17 protein-coding genes are annotated in these 17,243 nt (G+C 50.5%); 6 read left to right on the top strand and 11 right to left on the bottom strand.

The window, feature by feature from the left end; genetic code table 11:
• Positions 1-115: 115 nt before the first annotated feature.
• From glnQ to rhtA, 5 genes are all read right to left on the bottom strand, one after another.
• A complete protein-coding gene (gene glnQ / locus C4F37_RS01565) occupies positions 116-838 on the bottom strand; it encodes a glutamine ABC transporter ATP-binding protein GlnQ (RefSeq protein ID WP_000569080.1) in 723 nt (240 codons plus the stop codon).
• A complete protein-coding gene (glnP, locus tag C4F37_RS01560) occupies positions 835-1,494 on the bottom strand; it encodes a glutamine ABC transporter permease GlnP (protein WP_001159065.1) in 660 nt (219 codons plus the stop codon). The genes glnQ and glnP overlap by 4 nt, the downstream gene beginning before the upstream one ends.
• Before the next feature lie 138 nt (positions 1,495-1,632).
• Positions 1,633-2,379, bottom strand: a complete 747-nt coding sequence (gene glnH, locus C4F37_RS01555) for a glutamine ABC transporter substrate-binding protein GlnH (RefSeq protein ID WP_000843866.1) — start codon at positions 2,377-2,379, stop codon at positions 1,633-1,635.
• A 403-nt stretch (positions 2,380-2,782) separates the two neighbouring features.
• Positions 2,783-3,286 (bottom strand): DNA starvation/stationary phase protection protein Dps, encoded by a 504-nt coding sequence (gene dps, locus C4F37_RS01545; protein WP_106106696.1) that lies wholly within the window; start codon positions 3,284-3,286, stop codon positions 2,783-2,785.
• A gap of 299 nt (positions 3,287-3,585) precedes the next feature.
• Positions 3,586-4,473, bottom strand: a complete 888-nt coding sequence (gene rhtA, locus C4F37_RS01540; RefSeq protein ID WP_001295297.1) for a threonine/homoserine exporter RhtA — start codon at positions 4,471-4,473, stop codon at positions 3,586-3,588.
• A gap of 234 nt (positions 4,474-4,707) precedes the next feature.
• On the opposite strand from rhtA, the gene C4F37_RS27265 reads away from it, so the two are divergent.
• Both C4F37_RS27265 and ompX read left to right on the top strand, forming a co-directional pair.
• Positions 4,708-4,773, top strand: a complete 66-nt coding sequence (locus C4F37_RS27265) for a protein YliM (protein ID WP_120795379.1) — start codon at positions 4,708-4,710, stop codon at positions 4,771-4,773.
• Positions 4,774-4,825: 52 nt separating this feature from the next.
• Positions 4,826-5,341 (top strand): outer membrane protein OmpX, encoded by a 516-nt coding sequence (ompX, locus tag C4F37_RS01535; RefSeq protein WP_001295296.1) that lies wholly within the window; start codon positions 4,826-4,828, stop codon positions 5,339-5,341.
• Positions 5,342-5,389: 48 nt separating this feature from the next.
• Here the strand turns inward: ompX and opgE are convergent, their stop codons facing one another.
• Entirely contained in the window at positions 5,390-6,973 is a 1,584-nt protein-coding gene (gene opgE, locus C4F37_RS01530; RefSeq protein WP_001538494.1) for a phosphoethanolamine transferase, read from the bottom strand.
• A 271-nt stretch (positions 6,974-7,244) separates the two neighbouring features.
• Entirely contained in the window at positions 7,245-7,373 is a 129-nt protein-coding gene (gene mntS / locus C4F37_RS01520) for a manganase accumulation protein MntS (protein WP_001001761.1), read from the bottom strand.
• Between the two features lie 185 nt (positions 7,374-7,558).
• Between mntS and mntR the strand changes: the two genes are divergently transcribed.
• Together mntR and C4F37_RS01510 are read left to right on the top strand one after the other, a co-directional pair.
• Positions 7,559-8,026, top strand: a complete 468-nt coding sequence (gene mntR, locus C4F37_RS01515; RefSeq protein ID WP_000091016.1) for a manganese-binding transcriptional regulator MntR — start codon at positions 7,559-7,561, stop codon at positions 8,024-8,026.
• Positions 8,023-9,141, top strand: a complete 1,119-nt coding sequence (locus C4F37_RS01510) for an anion transporter (protein WP_000056450.1) — start codon at positions 8,023-8,025, stop codon at positions 9,139-9,141. Before mntR ends, C4F37_RS01510 begins: the two co-directional genes overlap by 4 nt.
• A gap of 57 nt (positions 9,142-9,198) precedes the next feature.
• Here the strand turns inward: C4F37_RS01510 and ldtB are convergent, their stop codons facing one another.
• The gene (ldtB, locus tag C4F37_RS01505; RefSeq protein WP_001056384.1) at positions 9,199-10,119 is read right to left on the bottom strand and encodes a L,D-transpeptidase; all 921 of its coding nucleotides are present in this window, start codon (positions 10,117-10,119) and stop codon (positions 9,199-9,201) included.
• 218 nt (positions 10,120-10,337) lie between these two features.
• Between ldtB and C4F37_RS01500 the strand changes: the two genes are divergently transcribed.
• Positions 10,338-11,930: an ABC-F family ATPase gene (locus tag C4F37_RS01500; RefSeq protein WP_000961458.1), complete on the top strand. Its 1,593-nt coding sequence runs from the start codon at positions 10,338-10,340 to the stop codon at positions 11,928-11,930.
• 199 nt (positions 11,931-12,129) lie between these two features.
• Here the strand turns inward: C4F37_RS01500 and ybiV are convergent, their stop codons facing one another.
• From ybiV to C4F37_RS01485, 3 genes are all read right to left on the bottom strand, one after another.
• Positions 12,130-12,945, bottom strand: a complete 816-nt coding sequence (gene ybiV, locus C4F37_RS01495; RefSeq protein WP_000114251.1) for a sugar-phosphatase YbiV — start codon at positions 12,943-12,945, stop codon at positions 12,130-12,132.
• A 145-nt stretch (positions 12,946-13,090) separates the two neighbouring features.
• Positions 13,091-15,523, bottom strand: a complete 2,433-nt coding sequence (locus tag C4F37_RS01490; RefSeq protein ID WP_000209310.1) for a glycyl radical protein — start codon at positions 15,521-15,523, stop codon at positions 13,091-13,093.
• 5 nt (positions 15,524-15,528) lie between these two features.
• Positions 15,529-16,428, bottom strand: coding sequence for a glycyl-radical enzyme activating protein (locus C4F37_RS01485; protein ID WP_001298571.1), 900 nt, complete (start codon positions 16,426-16,428; stop codon positions 15,529-15,531).
• 130 nt (positions 16,429-16,558) lie between these two features.
• Here C4F37_RS01485 and fsa point away from each other — a divergent pair, with 130 nt between their 5' ends.
• Positions 16,559-17,221, top strand: coding sequence for a fructose-6-phosphate aldolase (gene fsa / locus C4F37_RS01480; RefSeq protein ID WP_001298570.1), 663 nt, complete (start codon positions 16,559-16,561; stop codon positions 17,219-17,221).
• The last annotated feature ends 22 nt before the right edge of the window (positions 17,222-17,243 follow it).

Raw genomic sequence — 17,243 nt, 5'->3', positions numbered from 1 at the left:
ACTCCTCCAGTGAGAAAACAGAGCAAAAAGATAAGTATAGATGCTGGGGGAGAGGCGATTTTAAATGAGAGGAATCTGGTGTGCCTCCCTTTCGGGGGAAAGGGAGGCAGAGAAGTTAAGAGACGTGCTGCAAAAATTCCTGCAAGCGCTGGCTCGGCGGGTTCTTGATCAACACCTGCGGATCGCCATCTTCTGCAATCCGGCCTTTGTCGATAAAGATCAGGCGCGAAGCTACTTTCTCGGCAAAACCGATTTCGTGGGTCACGATCACCATCGTCATCCCTTCTTCAGCCAGATCCTGCATAACCTTCAGCACTTCATGGCGCAGTTCCGGGTCAAGAGCGGAAGTCGGTTCATCAAACAGCATCATTTTCGGCTTCACCGCCAGCGCGCGGGCAATCGCCACACGCTGCTGTTGACCACCAGAAAGTTCGGAAGGGTAGTGATGTGCACGCTCTGCCAGACCGACTTTCGCCAGCAGCTCACGCGCCAGTTTTTCCGCCTCTTCTTTATTCGCGCCACGCACGCGTAGCGGGCCAAACATGACGTTTTCCAGCGCCGTCAGATGCGGGAAGAGGTAAAACTGCTGGAACACCATACCCGCTTCCTGGCGAATCAGGCGCTCATCAACTTTCGGATCGTTAACCTTCAGGCCATCGACAATCAGATCGCCGGAGGTGATTTCTTCCAGTTTGTTGATGCAGCGCAGCAGGGTCGATTTACCGGAACCGGACGGCCCGATAATCACCACGACTTCGCCCTGAGCAATGTTCAAATCGATATTGTGCAGCACCTGGGTTGGACCAAAATGCTTGGAGACGTTTTTAAATTCAATCACAGGATTTTCATCCTTCTTTCCAGACGACGCAGAATAAAGCTCAGCACCAGGGTAATAATCAGATAGAACACCGCCACGGCGCTCCAGATCTCAAGGGCGCGGAAGTTACCGGCAATAATTTCTTGCCCCTGACGGGTCAGTTCCGCCACGCCGATAACAATAAACAGCGAAGTGTCTTTAATGCTGATGATCCACTGGTTACCCAGCGGCGGCAGCATACGACGCAGTGCCAGCGGTAAAATGACGTAGCGAATGGTTTCCCAACGTGAAAGACCGAGCGCCAGTCCTGCTTCACGAAAACCTTTGTGAATAGACAGCACCGCACCACGCGTGATTTCCGCAATGTACGCGCCGGAGTTGATCATGATGGTGACCACCGCCGCAGTAAACGGGTCGATGCGTAAATCGTTAAACGCCATCGGCAGGGCGAAATAGATAAACATCACCTGGACGACGATAGGTGTGCCGCGGATCACTTCAATAAAGACCAGCGCGACGTGGTTGGCTATCCAACCACCGAAGGTGCGTGCAAAACCTGCCAACAATCCGATCACCAGACCGCCAGCCAGACCGAGGACCGAAATCCACAGGGTCATTTTGGCACCTTCAATCAGAAGCGGAATGGCAGGCCAGATGGCACTCCAGTCAAACTGCATATGTTGTTCCTGTTACCGTGGTGTAAATAATCAAATTCAGGGTAATTAATGGCCCCGGAGCGGGTTTGCGCCCTTCACCCTAATCCTCTCCCCGGCGGGGAGAGGGAACTGCCAGTGCGCTTTACAGGCGCCGCGTTATTATTTCGGTTCAGTACCGAACCATTTTTTGTAGATTTCGTTGTAAGTTCCGTTCTCGCGCAGGGTTTTCAACGCGCCGTTGACTTTGTCACGCAGCTCGTCGCTACCTTTCGGGAACGCAATACCGTATTGCTGTGCTTCCAGAGAGTCACCTACCGCTTTGAACTGACCGTTACCGGCGGTTTTGATGAAGTACAGAATGTTTGGCGTATCGTGCAGAACGGCGTCTGCGCGGTTGGTGCCCAGTTCCATATAGGCGTTATCGATATTCGGGAACTGACGCAGATCTTTAGTTTTGATGTTTGCTTTCGCGTAATCAACGGAGCCAGTGCCGCTCTTCACAGCAACCACTTTCCCGTCGAGATCTTTCACGCTTTTCACATCGTTATTGTTAGCTTTCACCATCACTAACAGGCCGCTTTTGTAGTAGCCGTCAGAGAAATCGATCGCTTTTTTACGCTCGTCGGTGATGGTAATGCCCGCCAGCGCCAGATCGACGTTTTTGGTTTGCAGTGCTGGAATGATCCCACTGAAATCCATCGGCTTCAGTTCATAATCCAGCTTCAGTTCTTTAGCGATGGCAGCCCACAGATCAACGTCAAAGCCCACGTATTTATCGCCCTGTTTAAATTCAAACGGAACGAAGGCAGTATCCGTCGCGACAACTAATTTTTTATCCGCGGCATGAGAAGAAACCGCAAAAGCCAGGGTCAGTGCAGCCAGTGAAACTTTTAATACAGACTTCATAGCATTTCCTTTTTTCTATCCACGGGACGATCCCCTGCGTGACATTCACATATATGAAAAAATCGTGCCAGTTTTGCAACTCATTGATTTTTCGAGATGCGGCAAAAACGTGATGCACGATTTATAGGGCAATACCCTGAAGATGCACCATTCTGGGGCACCAAACTGGTGCGCTAAAATTGTGCACTCAACACAGTGATTATTTAGCGTAAAACCTGATGAAAAAACAATCTTTATGTAACGATTGTGTGATGATGTGGATACAAAAAATTTACTTAACCAGCTGGTGATAGCAGATGGATGCACTAAATAAGTGCGTTGAGGCGGGCTACAAAACAAAACGGCCTCCTGTCAGGAAGCCGCTTTTATCGTGTACTAAAGTTCTGCACCATCAGCGATGGATTTATTCGATGTTAGACTCGATAAACCACAGGAATTTATCCAGGTCGCGAGACGCGGCGGTCAGGATATCTGCGGTGTCGTCATCTTTCGCTTCGCCAATCGCTTTGCGTACGTCATTAGCGACGATTGCGTAACGGTCAGCCAGCTCTTTCAGGTGATCCTGAACGTTGTGGATGTCCAGCGGGTAACTTTTCAGCGGAGTTTTGCTGTTGATAACTTGAGTGGTCCCCAGAGCTACACCGCCCAGCTGCACTGCACGTTCTGCCATGGTATCCAGATGATCGATCAGTGCAGTGCGGAAGCCATCCAGCATTTCATGTACGGCAATGAAGTTAGCGCCGCGCATGTTCCAGTGCGCTTGTTTGGTAATCAAAGAAAGATCAATAAACTGGATAACCTGGCGATTCAGAAACTCTACTGTTGCTTTTTTCTCGCTGTCAGAGACATCGTTGCGGGTATAAAGCAGATTGGTCGCTTTTGATTTAACTAATTTAGCGGTACTCATAATTTCATATCCTCTTGATGTTATGTCCCAGTAATTAACGAGACTAAGTATAGCACCAGCTATGTGTTCCGCTATTCTGGCTGTTCCTATCACACTAATAGTGGTAACAAGCGTGAAAAAACAAAACCAATAAAAACTCAATGAGTTAGATATATTAATAAGAACAATTCTTATTTATTTGCTCGCCAGGAATTTTCGGAATAAATATGCTTTTGCATAATTCGATATATAAAGACGGCGTAGAGGAAAAGTAGCGAGAAAATCTGCATGGTTATGCATAACCATGCAGAAATGTAAATTTAATTTATGTCTAATTCTTTTATTTTGCTCTCTTTGCGTACTGTCAGCGTAGAACCCATTGAAGCGGCGATGATAGCGCCGAGCGCCAGCAGCTGTATGGGTGTCAGTGTTTCTCCGAGGAAAATCATCCCGGAAACGGCAGCCAGCGCAGGTTCCATGCTCATTAGCGTACCAAATGTGCGTGTTGGCAAACGGGTGAGGGCAATCATTTCCAGCGAATAAGGCAGAGCGGTCGAGAGAATAGCGACAGCCAGACCCAATGGAATAACCGACCAGTGCCAGAGTGCTTCACCAGCCTGAAGCGCTCCAATTGGCACGAAAATTAACGCTGCAATCAACGAACCAATTGCCACCGTCGCAGGACCATGTTCCGCTCCAGCGCGTTGCCCACTTAAAATGTAAATAGCCCAACAAGCCCCGGCCCCCAGTGCCAGTGCACAGCCGGTTAAATCGACATGGGAAACGTCTTGCCCCAGCGGTAGCAGGAACCACAGACCAAGAACCGCCAGCACAACCCAGACGAAATCTACCGGGCGACGAGAAGAGAACAGTGCCACCGCCAGTGGTCCGGTGAACTCCAGCGCCACCGCAATACCCAGCGGTACCGTCTGAATAGAAAGATAAAAAAGATAATTCATTCCACCCAGCGAAACGCCGTAAAACAACAGCGGTAATCGTTGCTCTTTGGCAAAGCGCAGTCGCCATGGCTTAAAGAACGCGATGAGGATCAGCGTGCCTAATGCCAGACGCAGCGCAGTGACCCCCGGTGCGCCCACCAGAGGAAAAAGTGACTTAGCTAACGAGGCTCCACCCTGAATAGACGCCATGGCAACGAGCAATATGACTATTGGTAACCAGACCGGCATTTTACGTAATGAACCAGGCATCCTTTCTCCCACAAATATCTAAACCTAAGTAAAGCGTGGAGTGTACTGGATATACCCAATGCTGGTTGAGCATTTGTTGAAAAAATTTTCCCCCGTTTTGACTAAAATGCGCCAGGATTGATGGAATCATTAGTCTGGTGATTAGGAATAATCTGGATGAATGACAGGGAAAACATGCGTAATACTTACGCAGTTCTCTGAAAAAGTGATTTAAATTTAGATGGATAGCGGTGTATGGAAACGTTCTGTTACATGAAATGGCCCGTTAGACATCATAAATCGCGAAGAGTTTCCCATTAATTTTTGATATATTTAAAACTTAGGACTTATTTGAATCACATTTGAGGTGGTTATGAAAAAAATTGCATGTCTTTCAGCACTGGCCGCAGTTCTGGCTTTCACCGCAGGTACTTCCGTAGCTGCGACTTCTACTGTAACTGGCGGTTACGCACAGAGCGACGCTCAGGGCCAAATGAACAAAATGGGCGGTTTCAACCTGAAATACCGCTATGAAGAAGACAACAGCCCGCTGGGTGTGATCGGTTCTTTCACTTACACCGAGAAAAGCCGTACTGCAAGCTCTGGTGACTACAACAAAAACCAGTACTACGGCATCACTGCTGGTCCGGCTTACCGCATTAACGACTGGGCAAGCATCTACGGTGTAGTGGGTGTGGGTTATGGTAAATTCCAGACCACTGAATACCCGACCTACAAACACGACACCAGCGACTACGGTTTCTCCTACGGTGCTGGTCTGCAGTTCAACCCGATGGAAAACGTTGCTCTGGACTTCTCTTACGAGCAGAGCCGTATTCGTAGCGTTGACGTAGGCACCTGGATTGCCGGTGTTGGTTACCGTTTCTAATCACTTCGGTGATATAAAAATCCGCCTCTCGGGGCGGATTTTTTTGTTTTAAGGTTTCGGGTCGAAATTATCGGTTCCGAGATGGTTGTAATCCACCTTCTGTAACTGGAAGTTGGTGATGTATATCGGCCCGGCTTTCTTCTCAGAAATAAACGGGTATTTGATATTTATTTCCTTCGCTTTAATTCCCGTCCACTGCGAGAAAAAGCCTAAGAAGTCATTGGCAGAGCGGCGGGCTTTAATCACCCGATGCGCTTTATCGTCGCTGGAAATGACCATAAAAGGCACCTGGAAATTTTGCTGATACTTATCATCATGAGCAAGGTATTGCACGTCTTTGCCGCGCTCTTTAAAGGCCAGACCGTGGTCAGAAAAGTAAACCAGCGAGAAGCTGCTGCCGCTGTTGCGTAACTGATCGTACAGCTTGCGCAGTAAATCGTCTGTTTGCGTCATGGTATAGAGATAGCACGACGTTTCTTTCGATTGCACAAAGGTTTCGTATTTTCCTTGTGTCCGGTCGCAGGCCTGCGGATGCGAGCCCATCAGATGTAGAACAATCAGCTGTGGTTGCGAGTGCTCTTGCGCCAGCACTTGAGCGGTCATATCCAGTAACGCTTCGTCTTTCGTGTTTTTATCTGCTTCAAAATTACCTTCTTTCAGGAAGTACACTTCATCTGCTCGTTTGGCGATGCTGGCGATGGCGGTATCGTATTCGCCGATTTGACCCTGGTTGGAAAACCACCAGGTCTGGAAGCCCGCGCGATTTGCCAGGGTGACAAAGTTATCCTGAAACTGTGGTTTGCCATCGACAACGCGATTGAGCGTTAAGCCAAGCGATTTCTGCGTCGAGCCACTGGCGGCAATGTAGTCAGCAAATATCAAACCGTTAACGCTGCTGGCAAACGGGGTATTGTCCCAGTGACCGCCAAAGGCACCGAGGGCATCGCGACGCGCGCTTTCTCCGATCACCACCACATAGGTCTGATACTTCGGCTTAACGGCAGTGACCGTCCAGGTATCTTTCATTCCGGAAAGTTTTGCCATCCGTTCTTGCTCTTCAATCACCTCGTTATTATTGACGATGACATCCTTAGCAAAACGAAATACCGGATAGCCAGTATCTTTCAGTTTAAATACGCCGCCCCAGGCCAGGTTTTGCACGGGAGCAACAAAAAATGTCGCTACACTGAATACCAGGCACAGGCTGTCGAAGGTATTCCAGCGCGCTTTTTCACTCTCTTTTTTTCGCCTGATCGCTATTACGCCGAGCGCAAAAATAAATATGCCGACCAGGTAGCTGTACCATGGAAAAATCGTCAGGATTTCGGTCGACTCTTCCATATTGGTGGAGTGCAATGCCAGCAATGTATTGAAGTTAGGCGCGCCGTAGGCCTGAGCAAAAGGGAAATAACAAGCCGCCACCAGCGAGCTGATACCGACCAGAACTTTTTGTACGCGAGGCAATGTTCGCCATAGCAAAAGCAAAATAGCCGTAAACGCAGCGGTGTAGAGCAAACTGAAGGGGTAACCTAAGCCGAGGTTAATTAATAGCGACTGTAAAAAGTAGAACGCAGTCCACGGGCTAAATACCCGGCTACGGGTAACAAGCGATTCTTTGAGGGTTAAATTCATATGCCACTATCGTAACAAACGCCATGTGCTTACCCTGGCGTCAAGGGTCAATACCTGCAAGAGTGCGTGAAGAGGGGAAAGGGGTCCGCATCCGCGAGCCGCAATATACGCAGGGCTGCAAGAAGATAGAGCGAGCTGCTGTTCAGGTCAACTACCGACGAACAAATCTTTTGCGAAGGGGATTGCAAATCCGACAAAAAGTGGGGTTTTTCAGACCAAAACGCGTTGTGCCTGCATAAAAGCAGGAGTGAAGCGGCGTACCGCGACGCCGCTATTTATCGGAAGGTTTATCCTGCTGCGGTTTGTTGTTGACCATATCGCACAACATAGAGAGCAGCATTAACCGTACTTTAAAGGGAGAATGACTAAACACGCGCATACACCTCTTGAACTCATTCATAAGACCTCCTTACTTGCTAATCCCATCGATCCTTGAGGGATGATTGCATTATATACAGATATAGCACAGGCTATATTATATAGCTATTGCTAAAACGTTAATTTTTTGTACCCTCGCAACTCTGGTTTACAATGTGCGCACGAAATGAGAACGCTATGTATGCGTCACCATAATGAGGAAGCACAATGAGTCGTCGCGCAGGTACGCCAACAGCAAAAAAAGTGACGCAGTTAGTGAACGTGGAAGAGCACGTTGAAGGGTTCCGCCAGGTCAGAGAGGCGCATCGGCGCGAGCTGATTGATGATTACGTTGAGCTGATTTCTGACTTGATCAGGGAAGTGGGGGAAGCTCGTCAGGTGGACATGGCTGCTCGTCTGGGGGTTTCGCAACCGACGGTGGCTAAAATGCTTAAGCGACTGGCAACCATGGGGCTGATTGAAATGATCCCCTGGCGTGGCGTGTTTTTAACGGCAGAAGGAGAGAAGCTGGCGCAGGAAAGCCGCGAGCGACATCAGATAGTCGAAAATTTCTTGTTGGTGTTGGGCGTCAGTCCGGAAATCGCCCGTCGCGACGCGGAAGGTATGGAGCACCATGTTAGTGAAGAGACGCTGGATGCCTTTCGTTTGTTTACCCAGAAACACGGTGCCAAATGAGCCTGCCTTTTTTACGCACGCTGCAAGGCGATCGTTTTTTTCAGTTATTAATTCTTGTTGGCATCGGATTAAGTTTTTTCGTTCCCTTTGCACCGAAATCCTGGCCTGCTGCTATCGACTGGCACACCATCATCACCTTAAGCGGCCTGATGCTGCTGACCAAAGGTGTCGAGTTAAGCGGTTATTTTGATGTGCTGGGGCGCAAAATGGTGCGCCGTTTTGCTACGGAGCGTCGGCTGGCGATGTTTATGGTACTGGCGGCAGCGCTGCTTTCTACCTTTCTGACCAACGATGTCGCACTGTTTATAGTTGTTCCGCTGACTATCACGCTAAAAAGACTGTGTGAGATTCCGGTTAATCGGCTGATTATTTTTGAGGCGCTGGCAGTCAACGCTGGTTCGCTACTGACGCCAATTGGCAACCCGCAAAATATTCTTATCTGGGGACGTTCTGGTCTTTCGTTTGCCGGATTTATTGCCCAAATGGCACCGCTGGCTGGCGCAATGATGCTGACACTCCTGCTGTTGTGCTGGTGTTGTTTCCCTGGAAAGGCGCTGCAATACCATACGGGGGTGCAAACGCCGGAGTGGAAACCGCGGCTGGTGTGGAGTTGTCTGGGGCTGTATATCGTCTTTCTGACGGCGCTGGAGTTAAAACAAGAGCTGTGGGGACTGGTGATTGTGGCGGCGGGCTTTGCGCTGCTGGCGCGTCGTGTGGTGCTCAGTGTGGACTGGACGCTGCTGCTGGTGTTTATGGCGATGTTTATCGACGTCCATTTACTAACCCAACTGCCAGTTTTGCAGGGGGTGTTAAGTAACGTGAGTCATTTATCCGAACCCGGATTATGGTTAACGGCGATCGGTTTATCGCAGGTGATCAGTAACGTGCCGAGTACCATTTTGCTGCTCAATTATGTGCCACCGTCTTTATTACTGGCATGGGCGGTAAACGTGGGGGGCTTTGGTTTATTACCCGGATCGCTGGCAAATTTGATTGCGTTACGGATGGCGAACGATCGCCGTATCTGGTGGCGTTTTCATCTTTATTCGATACCGATGCTGTTGTGGGCGGCGCTGGTGGGATATGTTTTGTTGGTTATGATCCCGGCGGGATAAGGTCTGTCAAATTAAAAAGGCGGATTATGAGTCCGCCTTTGCTTTACGTTTTGAAGATTAATTCAGACGAACCGGCATCCCGGAACGATTTTTGATCGCTTCATCCAGAACAACCTGGTCAACATCTGGCTGACCGGTCACTGTCTGCACGCTCTTCGTCAGGGTAATTGGCACAATTTCCTGACCTTCAAACTGGGCTTCGGTTGTAGACAGCGGGTTATGGACTTCAATATAACGGCTGCCGTCTGGCTCGGTGGTCGCTTTTACCGGCTCATCAATAAACTGTACGCGGGTACCGACCGGTACTTTCTCGAACAGGAATTTGATGTCTTCGTTACGCAGACGCACACAACCATGACTTACACGCAGGCCGATACCGAAGTTGGCGTTGGTGCCATGGATAGCGTACAGGCGACCGATGTAGAGTGCATACAGCCCCATCGGGTTATCCGGACCAGCCGGAACGACCGCCGGAAGCGGTTCGCCCGCAGCGCGGTACTCTGCGTGCATTTTAGCGGTCGGCGTCCAGGTCGGGCCTGCTTTTTTACGCTCAACTTTGGTGGTCCAGTTGATAGGCGTGTCTTTGCCTAACTGACCAATGCCGATCGGCAGCACGATAACGGTGTTGGTCCCTTTCGGATAGTAATACAGACGCATCTCTGCACTGTTAATGACGATGCCTTCATGAACGGTATCCGGCAGGATCAGCTGCTGCGGAATGTTCAGTACAGTACCGCCTTTCGGCAGGAAGGTATCCACACCCGGGTTCGCTTCCATCATATTGGAAAGTCCCATCTGGTACTCGGCGGCAAAATACTCCAGCGGCTGAGTGTTACCTTCAGGAATGGTGATCACCTGATTCTGACCAACCAGGCGACTCCCGTCGGTTGGCAGAGGATAAGTTACCGCAGAGGCGGTACTGCAAAAGCCGACAACAGCGAAGGCCGCTGCGAATAATGTTTTCAATTTCATATTCATGTTAAGCGAGATTTTGTGCCTGGCAGGCCATTGGGTTGAGAATATTAGAGTATTGGAAGCGCATTATAAGTTCATTCCAGCTCACAGTGAAATCAGATGTGTACGAAATCACATTTTTTGCCTTTGGCTTGAGTGTAGACCTTAAGCGAGGAGCAGGATCTTCTTTCAGACTTATGGCATAATGCGCGGTTTGTCATATCTCTTTTCAGGATACGCCTGTGTTAGTTTCCAGTAACGTCACCATGCAGTTCGGCAGTAAGCCGTTGTTTGAAAACATTTCCGTCAAATTCGGCGGCGGCAACCGTTACGGCCTGATTGGCGCGAACGGTAGTGGTAAATCCACCTTTATGAAGATCCTCGGCGGCGACTTAGAGCCGACGTTGGGTAACGTTTCCCTCGATCCCAATGAGCGCATTGGTAAGCTGCGTCAGGATCAGTTTGCCTTTGAAGAGTTCACTGTGCTGGATACGGTGATCATGGGGCATAAAGAGTTGTGGGAAGTGAAGCAGGAACGTGACCGCATCTATGCTTTGCCGGAAATGAGTGAAGAAGACGGCTATAAAGTGGCCGATCTGGAAGTGAAATACGGCGAAATGGACGGTTACTCTGCGGAAGCTCGCGCTGGTGAACTGTTGCTTGGCGTGGGAATTCCAGTGGAACAGCACTACGGCCCGATGAGTGAAGTTGCTCCTGGCTGGAAGCTGCGTGTGCTGCTGGCGCAGGCGCTGTTTGCTGATCCGGACATTCTCCTGCTCGACGAACCGACCAACAACCTCGACATCGACACCATTCGCTGGCTGGAACAGGTGCTGAACGAGCGTGACAGCACCATGATCATCATCTCGCACGACCGTCACTTCCTTAACATGGTTTGTACCCACATGGCGGATCTGGATTACGGCGAGCTGCGCGTTTATCCGGGCAACTACGATGAGTACATGACGGCGGCGACTCAGGCGCGTGAACGTCTGCTGGCTGATAACGCCAAGAAGAAAGCGCAGATTGCTGAGTTGCAATCTTTCGTTAGCCGCTTTAGCGCCAACGCCTCGAAATCTCGCCAGGCAACTTCGCGCGCGCGCCAGATTGATAAAATCAAACTGGAAGAGGTGAAAGCCTCCAGCCGTCAGAACCCGTTCATCCGTTTTGAACAGGATAAGAAACTGTTCCGTAACGCGCTGGAAGTGGAAGGTCTGACTAAAGGGTTTGATAACGGTCCACTGTTTAAAAATCTCAACCTGCTGCTGGAAGTGGGTGAAAAACTGGCTGTACTGGGTACCAACGGCGTCGGTAAATCAACGCTGCTGAAAACGCTGGTGGGCGATCTGCAACCGGACAGCGGCACCGTAAAATGGTCTGAGAACGCGCGCATTGGTTACTACGCCCAGGACCATGAATATGAGTTCGAAAATGATCTGACCGTGTTCGAATGGATGAGCCAGTGGAAGCAGGAAGGCGATGACGAGCAGGCGGTACGCAGCATTCTCGGTCGTTTACTGTTCAGCCAGGACGACATCAAAAAGCCAGCGAAAGTGCTTTCCGGTGGGGAGAAAGGGCGGATGCTGTTTGGTAAGTTAATGATGCAGAAGCCGAACATTCTGATCATGGACGAACCGACCAACCACCTGGATATGGAATCCATCGAGTCGCTGAACATGGCGCTGGAACTGTATCAGGGCACGCTGATCTTTGTTTCTCACGACCGTGAGTTTGTAAGCTCCCTGGCGACCCGTATTCTGGAAATCACCCCGGAACGCGTGATCGACTTTAGCGGTAATTACGAAGATTACCTGCGTAGTAAAGGGATCGAGTAAGTTATTATCAGTAGCCCTGATATGGTCAGGGCTACTGAAACTGATGACAAACGCAAGATTGCCTGGTGCGCTACGCTTATCAGGCCTGGTAGTGTATCGCAATATATTGAATTTTCATGATTTTGTATGCCAAATAAGGCGGTTACGCCGTATCCGGCATAATGACATGCACTTTCTCAATAAACTGAATTGGCGATAATCAAAGATTAAACGGCGGTTTATTTTCCAGCACCGCCTGAATCACATTCAGCGCGCCTTCATGATTATTATCATCGGTAGCGTAACGGGCGATTTGTTTAATGTTTTCCGCAGCATTGCTCATCGCAAAGGAATAACGCGCCATTTTCAGCATCTCCGCATCGTTACCGCTGTCGCCAATCGCTACCACATTTTGCGGTGACAGATCCCAGCGTTTCAGTAACCGCGAAATACCGTTTGCTTTATGTAGACCGGGAATAATCAAGTCGATAAAGCCAAAACCACTGGTGACGGGTTTCATAATGCCATCCAGCGCTATGTGCAGTTTGTCGATCACTAACGGGATTTGTTCATCCGGCAGGTTGAGCGAAAACTTGAACAGTACGTCGTCAATCTCCTGATAATCTTTTACAGGTTTCAGGCGATGGTAGTGTTTTGCCATCAGTGCGACGAATGCTTCGGGGGCATTTTCGCTGACATATGCACTTTGCAGACCGCAGGCGACAAAATTGAGTTGCTTATCTTTTAGCAACTCGCCAATAACAATCCGCGATTCATGTCGGGTCAGTTCGCCGTGGAACAACTGCTTGCCATGTTCGTAAACCAGTGCGCCGTTTTCCGCGACAAAAGAGATCTCATCCTTTAGCTCAGGAAAGAACGAAATAAGCTGGTAATACTGATTACCGCTGGCGACAACGAACTCAATGCCGCGCTTTTTAAGTTCCTGATACTGCGCCATAAAACGTGGTTGGTTGTACGTTTTGGCGTCGTTAAGAAAAGTACCGTCCATGTCTGTGACGATAACTTTTACGCTCATAGGTGTGCTCCTGGCTCGAAAATGAAACCGTAACAGTGTAATAACAATGTGACGCAGAGCACAAATTATATTTCGAATGAAAGTGAGAGCGGAATTGATGATGTGAATGATTTGACCCGGCGACGACGCCGCCGGGCTGAGGAGATTACAGCATATGTTCAGTACGGGCGATGATATCGTCCTGAGCGTCTGGAGAGAGCGCGGTGAAGAAGGCGGAATAGCCCGCGACACGCACTACCAGATCGCGGTACTGATCCGGATGTTTTTTCGCTTCCAGCAGCGTTTCGCGGGAAACGATGTTGTACTGAATATGCCAGCCTTTATGCACCTCGAAGAAGGTGCGCAGCAGGATCATCAGTTTCTGCTTGTCAGATTCGTTCTCCAGCGTTGCTGGATTCAGTTTCTGGTTGAGCAGCACGCCGCCGAGAATCGCGGCCGTAGGCAGTTTACCCACCGAGCCAATGACCGCAGTAGGGCCGAGATGGTCAGTACCGGAGGCCGGACTAGCGCCTTCTGCCAGCGGGGTATGTGCTTTACGTCCGTCCGGCGTTGCCATCGTCTGCGCGCCAAACGGTACGTTAGCGGAGATAGACGATGTGCCCGCATAATAGTTGCCGCCAATCGGACCACGACCGTAGCGCGGGTTATGGTACTGCTTCAGTTCGTCGATATAGGTCTGATAAGCGCGAGCCAGCAGCGTATCGACAGTATCATCGTCGTTGCCGTACTTCGGCGCACCGTTAATCAGCCGCTGACGCAGCTGCTCGTGAGTCAGACCGTCGAAGTCATCCGCCAGTGCGGCAGCCAGCTGTTGCTGACCAATCGCGCCCTGTTCAAATACCAGTTTCTTCACTGCCGCCAGGCTGTTGCCGAGGTTAGCAATGCCGACCTGCAGGCCAGAAACCCAGTCATATTTCGCGCCGCCTTGCTTGATACTTTTCGCTCGCTCAATACAGTCATCGACCAGCGCCGAGCAGAGAATATCGTGTACGTTCTCTTCCAGCATGGTATCGACGACATATTCGATTTCGATTGATTTACGCGTGTAGTAACGGATTTGCGTATCCCATGCGTCCATTACTTCATCGAAGTTGTTGAAGTTACCCGCTGACAACGCTTTTGCTTGTGGCAGGAACACTTTGCCGCTGGTGGCATCACGACCACCTTCCAGCGCCGCCAGCATCACGCGGGCGAAGTTGATAAAGCTCATGCCGGTACAGCGATAGCCCCATTTGCCACCGACGGCGGTTTCGATACAACCAATTGCTGCGTAGTCGTAAGCGTCCTGCGGTTCAATACCGAGTTTAATAAATTCCGGGATCACGATTTCGTCGTTGTTGAACGCCGGCATCCCGAAGCCGCAGCGGATCACCTGAACACAGGCGTCGAGGAAATCGTTACTCATACCCGCATGGTAACGCACGCTGAGGTTAGGCTGAGTCGAACGCAGGCGACCGCAAGATTCGAGGATCGCATAAGAGAGTGGATTTACCGCGTCCATCGGTTGACCATCAACCAGATTTTGCCCGCCAATGGTGACGTTCTGATACAGCGGACTTCCCGCAGAGGCTTTTGAGTGTGAGCCGGAGCGGATTTTGTTCACTTCCAGCAGTTTCAGCCAGCAGCTATGCAGCATCTCGATGGCGTGTTCGCGATCCAGTGTCTGGTTCAGTTCAACGTCACGGCGATAGTATGGGTAGAGATACTGGTCCATACGACCAAACGATACCGAGTGACCGTTAGATTCGATCTGCAAAATCAACTGGATGAAGTAGCACAGTTGCAGCGCCTGCCAGAAAGTCTGCGGCGGCTGGTGGGCGATAAGATCGCAGTTTTCTGCTATCGTCAGCAGTTCATCGCGACGGCTTTCGCGGGTTTCGGTCGCGGCCATTTCACGCGCCAGGGCAGCGAAACGTTCAATGTGTTCACTGACTGCCACCAGCACGATATCAATCGCTTTCAGGAATTGCTCGCCGTGCAGATCTTCCAGAACCGTCAGATTGATGTGCGAGCGACGTTCCGCCACTTTCTCACGCAGACCATCAAGACCTTTTTCCAGCAGTAGCGGGAAATTGACCGCCAGGTGCGCATCGCCGGAGGTCATATTGCCCTCCGCTTTAATGATTCCGGTCGCCAGCAGACCTTTTTGCTCATCGGTAAACATGCCGTAGCAGCGATCCTGTACGGTCTGACCGCGCCACCACGGGCACACTTCATGCAGAACGCGTTTGTTCTCTTCGCTCACCGCAAAACCAGCACCGGGACGATCTGCCAGATCATCAATCTCTTTTTCGATCCACGAGACGGTATATTCCGGGAAGATCGGCGCGGCGCGAACTTCGCTTGCCTGGTTGCCAATGATCAACTCATCGTGCTTGATCCAGATGGTGCGATTCGCCAGGTGATGCGCCAGTGCCAGCGCGCGACGTACCGGGATTGGCTTATCGAGATGTTGTTGATACATCTCGGTATAGTGTTGTGCTCGTTCGGTACAGACCGGCGGTTTCACAATATGCACCAGCGCATTTTTGTGCGCTTTAATGCGGTCGCTGAGCGTATCCAGTTTTAGTGTTGTCATGATTGTTATCCTCGTAAGGTCGCGGTTAACCCTTTCTGGCAGGCATACTGCTGGGCAAAGTCGAGCAGTTCTGGCGCATCAAGCGGTTTTTCCGGGGCGTCATAGGGCAGATTAAGTAAGTGATATTTGTTGATGCCCAGTGTGTGGTAGGGCAGAAAATGAATTTCGCTAACGTGCAGCTCGTCGGCGGCAAAATCGGTAATGGCTTTCACAGAAGTTTCGTCGGCATTAAAGCCCTGAATCAGTGGCACGCGGATAATGATTTTTTTGCCGGCTGCGGCGAGTTTTTTCAGGTTATCCAGCACCCTGGCGGCGTTACCGTCGGTCCACTGTTTAAACGGCGCGTCGGCAACGTGTTTTAAATCGGCAAGAAACAGATCGATATAGGGCAGAGAAGGGGCGATATATTTCCACGGCACATGCAGACAGGTTTCTACCGCAGTATGAATGCCGGCCTCGTGGCTGGCTTGCAGCAGCGCCGTCGCCATTTCCGGCTGCATAAACGGTTCACCGCCAGAAAGCGTTAAGCCGCCGCCGCTGCGATCGTAAAACGGTTTATCGCGCAAAACGGTTGCCATGATCTCCTCAACGCTTTTCACTTCACCACACACGGTTAACGCCTGTGTCGGGCAGCAGTCGGTTAGCGCCGTAAAATGCTCCGGGGTTAACTTTTCCCGATGAATAAGCAAACCATTCAACGCGCGCTCAATCACTTCCGGTGCGGTCTTAGCGCACAGCTTACAGCCTTCCAGACAGAGTCGTGGGTCATACAGCAGATCCTGCGTGCGGGCGCGGCTTTCCGGGTTCTGACACCAGCGGCAGCCCAGCGAACAGCCTTTAAGAAATACGACCGTGCGGATACCGGGGCCATCATGGGTCGAGTAGCGTTGAATATTGAAAATCATAGTTGCCTCTCTGTTTCGTTCAAACATTAAAATACTTTCGAATGAAAGTTAGATTGATGTGCGTCAACTGTTCAGAGAGTTTTCCCGTGATAGTCTACATTCAGACAAAAAGTACATTTTGAGGATGGTTATGGAACTGTATCTGGATACTTCAGACGTTGTTGCGGTGACGGCGCTGTCACGTATTTTTCCGCTGGCGGGTGTGACCACTAACCCAAGCATTATCGCAGCGGGTAAAAAACCGCTGGAGGTTGTGCTTCCGCAACTTCACGAGGCGATGGGCGGTCAGGGGCGTCTGTTTGCCCAGGTAATGGCTACCACTGCTGAAGGGATGGTTAATGACGCACGTAAATTGCGTTCTATTATTGCGGATATCGTGGTGAAAGTTCCGGTGACCGCTGAGGGGCTGGCAGCTATTAAGATGTTAAAAGCGGAAGGGATTCCGACGCTGGGAACCGCGGTATATGGCGCAGCACAAGGGCTACTGTCGGCGCTGGCAGGTGCGGAATATGTTGCGCCTTACGTTAATCGTATTGATGCTCAGGGCGGTAGCGGTATTCAGACTGTGACCGACTTACACCAGTTATTGAAAATGCATGCGCCGCAGGCGAAAGTGTTAGCCGCGAGTTTCAAAACCCCGCGTCAGGCGCTGGACTGCTTACTGGCAGGATGTGAATCAATTACTCTGCCGCTGGATGTGGCACAACAGATGATTAGCTATCCGGCGGTTGATGCCGCTGTGGCGAAGTTTGAACAGGACTGGCTGGGAGCGTTTGGCAGAACGTCGATTTAACCGGACGTTCTGCATCCTCATA

The organism is Escherichia sp. R1 (assembly GCF_003000935.1).
Lineage (GTDB): Bacteria > Pseudomonadota > Gammaproteobacteria > Enterobacterales > Enterobacteriaceae > Escherichia > Escherichia coli.
This window is presented reverse-complemented; position numbering and strand designations above follow the sequence as displayed.